Below are 12,382 nucleotides of genomic sequence, written 5' to 3'. Positions count from 1 at the left end.
GGTGGGTTACGCCGCCATTGCGAGTGGAATGCAATGGGCGACCGAGGCAGGCGCCTAACCCACCCTGCGCCGGTCGCGCTGTCAGCCTTAGAACCAGCTGTCCTGCATGCCCAGGCAGGTATCGTCGCGCGCTTCGAGGATGGCCAGGTTGTGCTGGCAGCTCGGCACTTCCCAGGTGAGGAAGTAACGCGCGGCCTGCAGCTTGCCTCGATAGAAGTCGCGGTCGACTGGGTTGCCGGCCGCCAGACCCTGTTCGGCCTTGATCGCCTGTTCCAGCCAGCGCCAGCCAATCACCATATGGCCGAAGACGTTCAGGTACAGCGCCGAGTTGGCCAGGCCTTCATTGACCTTGCCGCTGATCAAATCGCCGAGCAGGGCCAGGGTCACCGCCGACAGACGCGCCAGCAGTTGCTCCAGGGGCTGGCGCAGGGCGTTCAGTGACTCATATGCGCTGGCGCGTTGGCAGCAGGCCTGGATCAGCTTGACCAGTTGCTTGAGCGCCGCGCCGCCGTTCATCGACACCTTGCGCCCGAGCAGATCCAGCGACTGAATGCCGTGGGTGCCTTCGTGGATCGGGTTGAGGCGGTTGTCGCGGTAGTACTGTTCCACCGGGTAATCGCGGGTGTAGCCGTGGCCGCCGAGGATCTGGATCGCCAGCTCGTTGGCCTTGAGGCAGAACTCCGAGGGCCAGGATTTGACGATGGGGGTGAGCAGGTCCAGTAACTCCAGGGCAATGCGCCGCTGTTCTGCGGTTTCCAGGGTCTGGGTGTCGTCGAACAGTCGCGCGGCATACAGGCCGAGGTCGAAGGCGCCTTCGACGTAAGCCTTCTGGGTCAGCAGCATGCGCCGCACGTCGGCATGCTCGATGATCGCCACTTGGCTCGAGGTCGGGTCCTTGCCATCCGGCAGGCGGCCTTGCGGACGCTGGCGGGCGTAGTCCAGCGAATACAGGTAACCGGCGTAGCCGAGCATCACCGCGCCCATGCCGACGCCGATGCGCGCCTCGTTCATCATCTGGAACATATAGCTCAGGCCCTGGTGCGGCTTGCCCACCAAATAGCCGACGCAGCCGCCGTTATCGCCCCCACCGTTATCACCAAAGTTCAGTGCGGTGGAGGTGGTGCCGCGCCAGCCCATCTTGTGGAACAGCCCGGCCAGCACCACGTCGTTGCGCGGCCCCAGCGAGCCGTCGTCGCCGACCAGGAACTTGGGCACGATAAACAGGCTGATGCCCTTCACCCCGGGCGGTGCGTCCGGCAGCTTGGCCAGCACCATATGCACGATGTTCTCGCTCAATGGGTGATCGCCGCCAGAGATAAAAATCTTGTTGCCCTTGAGCCGGTAAGTGCCGTCGCCGGCCGGTTCGGCGCGGGTACGCAGATCCGATAGCGAGGAGCCGGCATGCGGTTCGGTCAGGGCCATGGTGCCGAAGAAGCGGCCGTCGATCATCGGCTGCAGGAAGCGCTGTTTCTGCTCGGTGCTGCCGAAAGTCTCGATCAGGTTGGCCGCGCCCATGGTCAGGAACGGATAGGAGGTGGTCGCCGCGTTGGCCGACTGGAAGTGGGCGAAGCAGGCCTGCGACAGCAGGTTGGGCAACTGCATACCGCCAGTTTCGAAGTCTCTTGTGGCGTTGAGGAAGCCGGCCTCGAGGAAGGCGTCGACCGCCGGCTTGACCTCGGGGATCAGCACCGCGGCGCCGTCGACGTACTCGGGCTCGTGCTCGTCGCTCTTGCGGTTGTGCGGGGCGAACAGGTTTTCGGCGATGCTGCGCGCGGTGTCGATGGCCGCATCGAAGGTCTCGCGGCTGTGCTCGGCGAAGCGCTCGCGCTGGGTCAGGCCTTCGGCGTCCAGCACTTCGTACAGCTCGAAGGCCAGGTTACGGGAACTGAGCAGGGACTCGGACATGCTTATACCTCCGGTTGCAATCTGCCGAGTCTAAGCAGCCGCGAGCGCTGCTCCCAGCACTATCAATCAGCGTGATAGCGGGCTGTAGGGCCGGGTTGCAGCGCCTCCATAAAGCCACGGGCTACCGAGCCACAAAGCCTTTAGCCAGTTCTGCGGTCAGTTCGGCTGCGCCAATGTTCTTGCAGCCGCTGGCATTCTGCCCGGCCCAGAGTGGCGAGAAATCGCCGCTGCCCTGGCTTTCCGCCTTGGCGCGCAAGGGTGCGATGGCGGCAGTGGCCAAGGGAAAGCCCGGGGCCACGGGACTGATCGGCCCCTGCTCACGGATTAGCCGGTTGACGATGCCCCGCGCCGGGCGGCCGCTGAACAGGTTGGTCAGGGCGGTATGCCGCGCCTGCGGACTGCGCAGTGCGCTGCGGTGCACGGCGCTGGTGGTCGCTTCCGGGCAACAGAGGTAGGCCGTGCCGATCTGCACCCCGGCCGCGCCCAGGGCCATGGCCGCGCGCACGCCTTGGGCATCGGCAATGCCGCCCGCGGCAATCACCGGCAGTCGCACCGCCGCAACGATCTGCGGCAGCAGGGTGAAGGTGCCGCACTGGCGACTCAGGTCCATATCGAGGAAGTGGCCGCGATGGCCGCCGGCTTCCAGGCCCTGGGCGATGATCGCATCGACGCCATGTTCCTGTAGCCAGAGCGCTTCCTCGACCGTGGTCGCTGAACTGAGCACCTTCGCCCCGCAGGCTTTGACGCGGGCCAGCAATTCGGCGCAGGGCAGACCGAAATGGAAGCTCACCACCGCCGGGCGGCATTCTTCGACTACCTTGGCCATCTCATCACTGAACGGCTGTCGGCCGGCGCCAGCGCTGATGCTGGCCGGATCGACGCCTAACTCGTGGTAATAGGGTGCGAGGCTGTTGCGCCAGGCAGCTTCCTGCTGCGGCTCGGCGGCTGCCGGGGTATGGCAGAAGAAGTTCAGGTTGAACGGCTGGGCGGTCTTGGCCTTGAGGGCTGCCAGTTCAGCGCGCAAGCCGCTGGCGTCGAGCATGGCGCAGGGCAGCGATCCCAGACCGCCGGCATTGCACACCGCAGCGGCGAGCTTGTGGTTTTGCGCGCCGGCCATGGGCGCCTGGATGATTGGCCATTGACAGTCGAACAGCGATTGCAGGGTCATGGGTGCGGGATTCCTGATGCCGGGTGAGTACAGGCTGGGGTTTGCCAGGTCCAGACGAGCGCCCATAACAGCGCGGCGACGCCCAGTGCGAAGCTTTGTGTGAGGCTGCCGCCTGCGCCCAGCCATACCCCGGCCAGCCAGGGGCCGGCTAGTTGCGCACCGCCGTACAGGGCAATCAGCGCGGCCGACAGACGTGGCCCCTGATGCGGTTGTAGGGTGCGCGCCAGGCGCTGGGTCAGCAGTACGCTACCCATAAACGTGCCGCCCACCAGCAGCGCGCAGAGCAGTACGCCGGCGGCGCCTGGGTACAGCAGGGGAGCGGCGCAGCCCAGGGATTGCAGCAGATAGGTGGCAAGCAAGGCATGACGGTCGCCGACGCGAACGCCGAGGGCATTCCACAGAGGGATAGAGAGCAGGCAGGCCAGGGCGCTCCATTGCCAGGCACCGCTGATCAGGGCATGGCCGGCGGGTAATTGTTCCTGCGCCAGGGTTGGCAAGAACGTCATTGGCAGGATGTAGCCCAGGCCGGCGCCGGCGTAGGCCAGAAACAACGGCGTGCTGGCGCGATCGAACAAGCGGCTGCGGGTTACGACGCCCCCGCCTTGACGCTGCTGCAGATGCAGGCGACTGAGCAACCAGGCGCTGAGCAGAGCCAGTGGCAGGGCAAAGGCGGCTACCGGCCACCAGCGTTCGGGGCCGTGCAGCCAGCTGGCGGGCGCGTCGGCCAGCCAGCCGGCCAGCATCAGCCCGGCGGCGAAGCCGAGGTAGACCAGGCCGCTGAGGCTGGCGCGTTGGCGTTGGGCCAGCCACTCCAGCACGAGGGCCGGAGCCAGCACGAAGACCACACCGTTACTGATGCCATTGGCCAGGCGTAACCCCAGCAGCGGTAGATAGTCGTCGCAGAAACCTTGCGCCAGAGTCAGCAGGGCATTCAGCAGCAGGGCCAGCGGCAGCGCCAGACGCAGGCGTGATGGCGTGTACAGGGTCAGGGCCAATAGTGCGCCGAGCAGGTAGCCGAGGTAGTTCCAGCTAGCCAGGTGCGCGCCCTGTTCCAGGCTGAACAGCTGGTCGCCGAGCAAGTGTGGCAGGAGCGGGGTGAAGGCGAAGCGCCCCAGGGCATGCACCACCACCAGGGCAGCGCTGCCAGCGAACAGGGCGAGAAAGATTTGGCGGGGCGATGCCTGCTGCATAAAGATGCTCTTCGGATAATCCGGCTACCTTAACGGTTGCCGAATCAATACTGCCAGTGAAGAGTACTGCGTCTGTTGTTCGCTTTTAATCAAGCCGAGGCAGCGTCGACCCTGCTGATGCGTCGTCGTGATGCCGTCGAACATGCCGCCCTGGAGCGCCTGCTCGAGTTGTTGCGGGCGCCACTGGGGTAATCGATCCGCTAGCACGCCAAGTCAGGGCACCTGTTAAGCTGTGCGGCCTGAGGAGCCCCGCCACCATGAACTACCGCCACGCCTTCCATGCCGGCAACCATGCCGATGTGTTGAAACACGTTATCTTGAGTCGCCTGATCGCCTTGCTGTCACGCAAGGAGGCGCCCTTCGCCTACCTCGACAGCCACGCAGGCGTGGGGCTCTACGACCTCGCGGGGGACCAGGCCAGCCGCACCGGCGAATGGCTGCAGGGCATCGCCCGGCTGTGGCAGGCCGAGGATGTACCGGATCAACTGGTCGATTACCTGGAAGTGATTCGCGCCATGAACCCCGGCGGCGTGCTGCGACATTACCCCGGCTCGCCGGAGCTGGCGCGCATGCTGACGCGCGAACAGGATCGTCTGCACCTCAACGAGAAACACCCGGAAGACGGTCGCCTGCTCAAGGAAAATATGGCCGGTGACCGCCGTGTTGCCGTGCACCTGGGTGAAGGCTGGCATGTGCCGCGGGCCTTGCTGCCGACCCGCGAAAAGCGCGTGCTGCTGCTGATCGATCCGCCCTTCGAGCAGGCCGATGAGCCGGAGCGCTGCGTGCAGGCGTTGAACGAAGCCATTGGCCGGATGCGCCAGGCGGTGGTGGCGATCTGGTACCCGATCAAGGAGCTGGGCCAGCTCAGACGCTTCTACCGCGACCTGGGAAAGAGCAATGCGCCCACGCTGCTGCGCATCGAACTCTATGTGCACCCCGCCGATGACGCGCAACGCCTGAACGGTTCCGGCCTGGTGATCAGCAATCCGCCCTGGGGCCTGGAGGACGAACTCAAGCAGATCCTGCCCTGGCTGACCACTTTGCTCGGGCAAAGCCAGGCCGGCTGGCGGATGGATTGGCTGATCGAGGAAAAGGCCCCCTAGATGGGGTCGTGTTGGGCTCAACCCCTGCACATTTGATCGCTATGCCGGGGTGGGCTGTCGCGTTATGCGCGAGCCAGTTCCAGCTCGACTTCCGCGGCCCAGTCCAGCCAGGACTGTTCGCCGAGTATGCCGCGGCGCAGGGTCAGGTAGGGCAGGCGCAGAGCGGCGCGGCGGTCTTGCGGCTGGGCGAGATACTCACGCTCGATGTCCAGCAGGCTGTCCAATGTCTTGCGGTGCACTGCCACGTGCCGGTGCATTTCCTCGCGCAGGTTGTCCTCCGTGGTATGGGCGCCCGCGTACAGCTTTACCAGCAACGCATCGTTGATCTTGTTGGGCTGCACCGGCTCGGCGAGCCAGCGCAGTAATTCTGTGTGGCCGGCCGGTGTCAGGCGGTAGACCTTCTTGTCCGGGCGGGTTTCCTGCGTCTGCGCTTCAAATTCCAGCCAGCCGGCCTCGTTGAGCTTTTTCAGTTCCAGGTAGACCTGCTGGTGCTTGGCATTCCAAAAATAGCCGAGGCCATCCTTGAAGCGCTTGAGCAGGTCGTAGCCGCTGCCGGGTTCACTTTCCAGGAGGATGAGGATGGCGTGCTTGAGCGACATGGATAGCGTTCACCGGATCGATGGGGGCGAGCGCCGCAGTATACGGATTATGCAAAAAGTTGCATTGGGCGGAGAGCCTGCTTAGTATGCAAAAAATTGCATAACAAAAACGCAAGGGCTTCCCATGAAACGCACCGGTACCCGCTTCCGCCCGCGCCTGGTCAGTAACGACTACGACGCCATCATCATCGGCTCCGGTATTGGTGGCCTGACCACCGCCGCGTTGCTGGCCAAGCTCGGCAAGCGTGTCTGCGTGCTTGAGCAGCACTACACCGCCGGCGGCTACACCCACAGCTACGAACGTGCAGGCTACGAGTGGGACGTAGGCGTGCATTACATCGGTGAGGTGCACAAACCCTGGTCGGCGATCCGCCGGGTGTTCGATGTGATCAGCGATGGCAACCTCGAATGGGCGTCGATGGATGCGCATTACGATCGCATCGTGATCGGCGACAAGACCTATGACTACGTGGCCGGGCGCGAGGAATTCAAGGCGGAGATGCAGCGCCACTTCCCCGATGAAGCGGCGGTGCTCGACCGTTATGTCGACCTGCTCAGCGAGGTCAGTGCCAAGGTCCCGCGCTTCTTTGCCGGCCAGGCCCTGCCACGCTCGCTGGGCATGCTCTACGGCAAACTGCGCCGTCTGTGGCTGCCCGACTACATGTTCAAGACCACCCGCGAAGTGCTTGAAGGCCTGACCCAGAACCAGGAACTGATCGGCGTGCTCACCGCCCAGTGGGGCGACTACGGGCTGCCACCGGCGGAGGCGGCGTTCGTCATGCACGCCATGGTCGCCAAGCACTACATCACCGGCGGCAACTACCCGGTGGGCGGAGCCACGAAGATTTCCGCAACCATCATTCCGGTCATCGAAGCCGCCGGTGGCCACGTATTCACCTATGCCGGGGTCGACAAGATCCTGGTCGAGAATGGCCGCGCGGTCGGTGTGCGCATGCAGAAGGACGGCTTCGAATTGCGTGCCCCGCTGATTGTCAGCTGCGCCGGCCTGGTGCCCACCTATACTCGTCTGATCGAGCCGCAGGTGGCGAGCGAGCATGGCCTGCTGAACCACCTGCCGAAGGTCGAGCTGTCAGCGGCCACCCTCTGTCTGTACGCCGGATTCAAGGGCAGCGCCGCCGACCTGCACCTGCCGAAGACCAACTACTGGGTCTACCCGAGCCACGATCACGACTACAACGTCAGCAGCTTCAAGAGCGGGCAGAACCCGGCGATGCCGCTGATCTACATCAGCTTCCCCTCTGCCAAGGACCCGGCCTGGGATGCCCACTACCCGAACAAGGCCACGGTGGAAATCGTCGCGCCGACCCAGCCGCAGTGGTTCGCCCAATGGAAGGGCACCACCTGGGGCAAGCGCGGCCCCGAGTACGAGGCCTTCAAGGCCGAGCTCACCGAACACCTGCTGGAAACACTCTACCGTCATCAGCCGCAACTGCGCGGTGCGCTGGATTTCTGCGAGCTGGGCACACCGCTGTCCAACGAGTGGTATCAGTGGAACGAGCAGGGCGAAATTTACGGCATCGACCACACGGTGCAGCGTTTCGAGCAACACTGGATTCACTGCCAGACGCCGATCAAGGGCCTCTACCTGACCGGGGCGGACACCGTTACCGCCGGGGTTGGTGGTGCTCTCATGGCCGGGGTGCTGACCGCGACCCGCATGCTCGGCTGGCGCGGCTACCGGGTCGGTCAGTTGTTGAAGCGCTGGACGCCAGGGACGACAGCCGAGGCGGGGGAGCAGACGCCGGCGCTCTGAGCACGTGTCTCTGCGTCAGGCGGTTGGAGGTCAGCGGTTGCACGTCGTTGCGACTGGGACTCCACGCCATCCTTGGCCTGAACGTCGCTATCCCGGCAGGCACACTCCGGTGCCGCCCAGGCCGCAATAGCCGCCGGGGTTCTTCGCCAGGTATTGCTGGTGGTAGGCCTCGGCATAGTAGAAGGGCGGTGTCTCGGCGATTTCGGTGGTGATAGGGCCGAAGCCGGCCTTTTCCAGTTCGCCTTGGAACTGCGCCTGGCTGGCTTCGGCGGCGGCCAGTTGCTCGGCGCCGTAGCAGTAGATCGCCGAGCGGTATTGGCTGCCGGTGTCGTTGCCCTGGCGCATGCCCTGGGTCGGGTTATGCGCTTCCCAGAAGGCTTTCAGCAGCGCCGCGTAACTGGTCTGTTGCGGGTCGAAGACCACCAGCACCGCTTCGGTGTGGCCGGTCAAGCCGGAGCAGGCTTCCTCATAGGTCGGGTTTGGCGTATGGCCGCCGGCATAGCCGACGGCTGTGCTCCACACCCCCGGTTGCTGCCAGAAGTGTCGCTCGGCGCCCCAGAAACAGCCGAGGGCGAATACCGCTTGCTGCATGCCGGCCGGGAATGGCGCCTGCAGGGGATGGCCATTGACGTAATGGCTGTCTGGCACTGGCAGCGGCGTATCGCGGCCGGGCAGAGCCTGCTCGGCACTGGGCAGTTCGAGTTGCTGGGCAAGAATTTGCGAACGCAGAACCATGAGCGATTTCCTCAACATAAGCGGGTGTATCGGTAGACCGCGCGGGTGACGCGACGTTACCGGTCGTGGTCGGCGCGACATGATCGGCTAGCGGCAGGGATAGCGCTGCAGTCTTGCGATCAGTTCGCCCCCGGCGATCGGCCGGTCGAACAGGTAGCCCTGGCCGATGTCGCAGTGCTGGCGCCGCAGGAAGCTCAGTTGCGCGGCGGTTTCGATGCCTTCGGCGACTACCTTGAGTTTCAGTTTGTGCGCCATGGCGATCACCGCCGAGGTGATCTCCATGTCGTCCTGATTTTCCGGGATGTCCTTGATGAAGCTGCGGTCGATCTTGATCACGTCGATGGGGTATTTCTTCAGGTAGCTGAGCGACGAATAACCGGTGCCGAAGTCGTCCATCGCCAGGGTCAGGCCCAGGCTTTTCAGGCGGCTGAGTTGGTGGCGGGTGTCGTCGGTGGCCTCCAGCAGCAGGCTTTCGGTCAACTCCAGCTCCAGCAAGGTTGGCGCCAGCTGTTCCTCGTGCAGGATCGCGGCGATCGAGCCAACCAGATCGGGGTCGGAGAACTGCTTGGGCGACAGGTTGATCGCTACCTGCAGGTTGCCCAGGCCGGCCGCGGTCAACTGCTTGCTCATATGGCAGGCTTGGCGCACCACCCATTTGCCGATAGGGATGATCAGCCCGGTTTCCTCGGCCACGCCGATGAATTGGTCCGGCTGAATCATGCCTTTCTCCGGATGGTGCCAGCGCAGCAGCGCCTCCATGCCGGTCAACTGGCCAGTCTTCAGGCACAGTTTGGGTTGATAGAACACTTCCAGCTCGTTCTGGGTCAGCGCGCGGCGCAGATTGTTTTCGACGAACAGTTTGTAGTCGGCCTCGGCGTTCAGGACCTCGGTGAACACCTGCAGTTGGTGCTTGCCGTTGGCCTTGGCCTTGTGCAGCGCCAGGCCGGCATGCTTCATCAGGGTTTGTGGATCGGTCCCGTGCTCTGGCGTGCTGGCCACGCCCACCGAGCCGGTGACGCTGATCAACTGATTGTCGACGAACAGTGGCTTGTCCAGGGTATGCAGCACCTGGTGGGCCAGCTGTTGGGCGCCAGCCAGGTCGGCGGCATCCAGCAGGATGGCGAATTCGTTGCTGGCGAAGCGCGCGAGTATGCCGCTCGGCGTGAGGCTGTTGCGCAGGCGCCGGGCCAGGCTGATGAGCAGCTTGTCGCCAGTCTGGTGACCGAGGCTGTCGTTGATCCGCTTGAAATTGTCGATGTCCACCAGCAACAGGCTGAACGGCTTGTCGTCAGCGCTGGCAAAGCGGTGTTCCAGGGCGCGAATAAAGGCGTAACGATTACCCAGGCCGGTGAGGTTATCGCTATAGGCCAGGCGCTCGATGCGTTGCTGGGCCTGTTTGGTTTTGGTGATATCTTCATAGATGCCGATGTAGTGGGTCAGGGTGCCGTCATCGGCATGCACCTTGGATATCGACAGCTGCCCCCAGTAGGGCTCAAGGTTCTTGCGTCGGCTTTTAAACTCGCCTTGCCAGTTGTTGTGTTCGGAGAGGCTGGTGGGTGCATCGAAGAGCAGCTCGCCGAGGTTTTCCAGGGCCTGCAGTTCGGACAGGCGCCGGCCTTGTACCTCGTCGGAACTGTACAGGGTGATGGCGGTAAAACTCGGGTTGACGTATTCCACCAGCCCGTCGCGATCGACCAGGATAAAGGCGCTGGAGCTCTGCTCGACCGCGCGCTTGAACAGGTGCAGCTCGCTGGTAGCGCTGCGCCGTTGCTGATGGCTCAGCACTTGCGCGTACTGATCGGCCAGTTCGCCGGCAAAGGCGATTTCGTCGGCCTGCCAGACGCGCCGAGAGTCTGTGTGCTCCAGGCACAGCACGCCGACCACTTCACCGCCGATGCGGATACTGGCATCGAGCATGGCCGTGATGCCCATGGGTTGCAGGTAGCTGTCGCGCAGCTCACGGGTACGCGGGTCGAGCGAGGCATCGTGGGCATCGATCGCCCGGCCACTTTGCAGTGCTTGCAGGTAATCCGGGCAGTCGCCCATTGCGAACGGCATGGCGCGTTCATGGCGGTCGATATCGCGGCGAAACAGGGTCACGGGCGCAAGGCTGGCGCCATTCAGATTCCAGATGCTCGCCCGCGCTACGCCATAGAGGCTGCACGCTGAGCGGGTGATCAGTTCGGCGGCTTCACGCAGCGGATCGCTGGTCGTGTAGTGCTGGCGCGCCAGACGCACGATCAGGCTTTGCTGGGCCTGCGAGCGCTGCTGCCGCTGCTGATCCTCGCTGCTCGACGTGGGCTGGGTGGGGGCGCTAGTCTCAGCGGTGACTATCAGGTAGCCGCGCAGCAGATGCCGGCCGTGTTGCTTGAACGGCTCGCCCATTTCCATCAGGCAGACGGGGCCGTGCGCGGTATGCAGGGTGTAATGCACCAGATAATGCGCTTGCTGCGCCAGTTGCAGCTGAATGGTGTCATGCAACCGATGGCGAGCTTCGGGCTCCATCAGGCAGGCGTAGGGGGCATCGATCAGTGCGCAGAGTTCGCTGGCGGGGATGCCGAACTGGCGCTCGCAGGCCGGGTCGAGAAACAGCAGCGCCCAGCTGGCCTCGTTCAAACGCTCGAAGCGCAACATGCCGAGCCTCGACGGCACTGGTAACTGTGTCACAACCTCGGATGCTAACCGGCTCACGGCATCGGGATGGCTTTTCATCAAGCGGCTGGCTTCCAGTATGCTGGCTGAGGCAAGAGTTAGGCCCACTTCACTATAGCGTTGAGTAAGGGTGCATCATGCATTTGCGACTGACAAGAAAACTAATTCACACCGTGTGCTTGCTTGGCTGCCTGGTTGCGCCGCTGGCCTTGGCCAGCGAACCAGCAGCGGGACTGAGCAGCGCCGAACAGGCCAGTTATCTGGCCGACTTGAAGCGCCTGTACCTGAGTCAGGACGAGCGCCAGGTGCTGCTCTTGCACAGCAATGCGCTGCTGACCACCTACGCCCTGCGCGCCGGCTATCAGGTGGGTCAGGCGCAACCTCAGGATCTGCTCTACCAGTGGCGTCTTGGCGCGCCCGGTGAGCTGATCCTGCGCGAGGAGATTCGTGGGCAAGGCAGCGACATGGCCGTGCGCAACCAGCGCATTGCGCTGTTCGGGGTCGACCCGTTTATCCGTTACGACTGCCCGCCCAGCGGCATCAGTTGCGTGCTGTACAACCCGGTCGATGGCAGCCCGCTGCTGACCATCGTGCGCGATCACCAGGGTGCGGCCGAGCTGGCCAAGGCGCTGAGCTTTCTGATCCGCAAGGTGCAGAAGGGCTAAGAGGCTGAGGCGCTGTACCGCCTGGAGTCTTTTCACTCTAGGTCGAGCCTGGGCTGGAAAACTCCGTCGGTCAGGGCGATGCTTTCAACAGACCCTGGATGCCGAGTGGGCGTGCATGCAGATGCTGGACGTCAATCCCGATACTGTTTGCCGACTGATTGCCCTTGCCCAGGTGTTTCATGCCCAAGAGGCGGTGGTTATTCCTGAGCAGCCCCGGCGCCGATTGGGCGATGCAGGTGCTCGCCGACCATGCGGATGACGAGGTATTCCTCGAGTTCAAGTCGATCATCGATGATCTAGAGCCTGACCAATAACAGCAGGTCGTGGCCTTGCTCTGGTTGGGGCGTGGCGACGGCACGCTGGAGGGCTGGCCAGAATTGTTGGAACAGGCGCAGGACGACTGGAATCGAAGTACCGCCGAGTACCTGATCGCTCATCCCTTCCTCGCGGATCATCTACGCGAAGCCCTGGCCATGCAGGGTTACGACTGCGAGTGAGAGGTACGGCAATTGCGCCAGGAGCAGTTGCGCCGCACCCCGGCCATGGGGCAAACCGAACACCGCTCGCTGAGTTAGGTGGCGCCTAGCTGCT

The 12,382-nt window shown here is 63.9% G+C and carries 11 protein-coding genes; 5 read left to right on the top strand and 6 right to left on the bottom strand.

Annotated features, from left to right (window positions below; genetic code table 11):
- Positions 1-87: 87 nt before the first annotated feature.
- The 3 genes from VCJ09_RS21140 to VCJ09_RS21130 form a co-directional block, all read right to left on the bottom strand.
- The gene (locus VCJ09_RS21140; protein ID WP_324732001.1) at positions 88-1,905 is read right to left on the bottom strand and encodes an acyl-CoA dehydrogenase; all 1,818 of its coding nucleotides are present in this window, start codon (positions 1,903-1,905) and stop codon (positions 88-90) included.
- Positions 1,906-2,026: 121 nt separating this feature from the next.
- Entirely contained in the window at positions 2,027-3,073 is a 1,047-nt protein-coding gene (locus VCJ09_RS21135; RefSeq protein WP_324732000.1) for an NAD(P)H-dependent flavin oxidoreductase, read from the bottom strand.
- Positions 3,070-4,263: a YbfB/YjiJ family MFS transporter gene (locus VCJ09_RS21130; RefSeq protein ID WP_324731999.1), complete on the bottom strand. Its 1,194-nt coding sequence runs from the start codon at positions 4,261-4,263 to the stop codon at positions 3,070-3,072. Before VCJ09_RS21130 ends, VCJ09_RS21135 begins: the two co-directional genes overlap by 4 nt.
- Before the next feature lie 257 nt (positions 4,264-4,520).
- Between VCJ09_RS21130 and VCJ09_RS21125 the strand changes: the two genes are divergently transcribed.
- On the top strand, positions 4,521-5,366 hold the full coding sequence (locus tag VCJ09_RS21125; RefSeq protein WP_324731998.1) for a 23S rRNA (adenine(2030)-N(6))-methyltransferase RlmJ: 846 nt from the start codon (positions 4,521-4,523) through the stop codon (positions 5,364-5,366).
- A gap of 62 nt (positions 5,367-5,428) precedes the next feature.
- On the opposite strand, the gene VCJ09_RS21120 is transcribed toward VCJ09_RS21125, so the two are convergent.
- Positions 5,429-5,965, bottom strand: coding sequence for a PadR family transcriptional regulator (locus VCJ09_RS21120; RefSeq protein ID WP_324731997.1), 537 nt, complete (start codon positions 5,963-5,965; stop codon positions 5,429-5,431).
- A gap of 124 nt (positions 5,966-6,089) precedes the next feature.
- Here VCJ09_RS21120 and VCJ09_RS21115 point away from each other — a divergent pair, with 124 nt between their 5' ends.
- Positions 6,090-7,739 carry a phytoene desaturase family protein gene (locus VCJ09_RS21115; protein ID WP_324731996.1) on the top strand — a complete coding sequence of 550 codons (1,650 nt, stop codon included), beginning with the start codon at positions 6,090-6,092 and terminating at the stop codon, positions 7,737-7,739.
- 87 nt (positions 7,740-7,826) lie between these two features.
- Here the strand turns inward: VCJ09_RS21115 and msrA are convergent, their stop codons facing one another.
- Positions 7,827-8,474 carry a peptide-methionine (S)-S-oxide reductase MsrA gene (gene msrA / locus VCJ09_RS21110; protein ID WP_324731995.1) on the bottom strand — a complete coding sequence of 216 codons (648 nt, stop codon included), beginning with the start codon at positions 8,472-8,474 and terminating at the stop codon, positions 7,827-7,829.
- An 87-nt stretch (positions 8,475-8,561) separates the two neighbouring features.
- Entirely contained in the window at positions 8,562-11,186 is a 2,625-nt protein-coding gene (locus tag VCJ09_RS21105; protein WP_324731994.1) for a putative bifunctional diguanylate cyclase/phosphodiesterase, read from the bottom strand.
- Positions 11,187-11,263: 77 nt separating this feature from the next.
- Between VCJ09_RS21105 and VCJ09_RS21100 the strand changes: the two genes are divergently transcribed.
- The 3 genes from VCJ09_RS21100 to VCJ09_RS21090 all read left to right on the top strand — a co-directional run bounded on the left by VCJ09_RS21100 (position 11,264) and on the right by VCJ09_RS21090 (position 12,288).
- Positions 11,264-11,791, top strand: coding sequence for a hypothetical protein (locus tag VCJ09_RS21100; RefSeq protein WP_324731993.1), 528 nt, complete (start codon positions 11,264-11,266; stop codon positions 11,789-11,791).
- A gap of 179 nt (positions 11,792-11,970) precedes the next feature.
- On the top strand, positions 11,971-12,105 hold the full coding sequence (locus VCJ09_RS21095) for a hypothetical protein (RefSeq protein WP_324731992.1): 135 nt from the start codon (positions 11,971-11,973) through the stop codon (positions 12,103-12,105).
- A 9-nt stretch (positions 12,106-12,114) separates the two neighbouring features.
- A complete protein-coding gene (locus VCJ09_RS21090) occupies positions 12,115-12,288 on the top strand; it encodes a DUF3775 domain-containing protein (RefSeq protein ID WP_324731991.1) in 174 nt (57 codons plus the stop codon).
- Positions 12,289-12,382: the final 94 nt, after the last annotated feature.

This window comes from Pseudomonas paeninsulae (assembly GCF_035621475.1).
In the GTDB taxonomy this organism is placed as follows: Bacteria; Pseudomonadota; Gammaproteobacteria; order Pseudomonadales; family Pseudomonadaceae; genus Aquipseudomonas; species Aquipseudomonas paeninsulae.
The sequence above is the reverse complement of the archived record's forward strand: the minus strand, read 5'-3'. Positions and strand labels throughout refer to the sequence as shown.

Excerpts from the sequence above, each read along its gene's own strand:
- VCJ09_RS21140 (WP_324732001.1), bottom strand. The coding sequence starts at position 1,905 with ATGTCCGAGTCCCTGCTCAGTTCCCGTAACCTGGCCTTCGAGCTGTAC.
- VCJ09_RS21135 (WP_324732000.1), bottom strand. The coding sequence starts at position 3,073 with ATGACCCTGCAATCGCTGTTCGACTGTCAATGGCCAATCATCCAGGCG.
- VCJ09_RS21130 (WP_324731999.1), bottom strand. The coding sequence starts at position 4,263 with ATGCAGCAGGCATCGCCCCGCCAAATCTTTCTCGCCCTGTTCGCTGGC.
- VCJ09_RS21125 (WP_324731998.1), top strand. The coding sequence starts at position 4,521 with ATGAACTACCGCCACGCCTTCCATGCCGGCAACCATGCCGATGTGTTG.
- VCJ09_RS21120 (WP_324731997.1), bottom strand. The coding sequence starts at position 5,965 with ATGTCGCTCAAGCACGCCATCCTCATCCTCCTGGAAAGTGAACCCGGC.
- VCJ09_RS21115 (WP_324731996.1), top strand. The coding sequence starts at position 6,090 with ATGAAACGCACCGGTACCCGCTTCCGCCCGCGCCTGGTCAGTAACGAC.
- msrA (WP_324731995.1), bottom strand. The coding sequence starts at position 8,474 with ATGGTTCTGCGTTCGCAAATTCTTGCCCAGCAACTCGAACTGCCCAGT.
- VCJ09_RS21105 (WP_324731994.1), bottom strand. The coding sequence starts at position 11,186 with ATGAAAAGCCATCCCGATGCCGTGAGCCGGTTAGCATCCGAGGTTGTG.
- VCJ09_RS21100 (WP_324731993.1), top strand. The coding sequence starts at position 11,264 with ATGCATTTGCGACTGACAAGAAAACTAATTCACACCGTGTGCTTGCTT.
- VCJ09_RS21095 (WP_324731992.1), top strand. The coding sequence starts at position 11,971 with ATGCCCAAGAGGCGGTGGTTATTCCTGAGCAGCCCCGGCGCCGATTGG.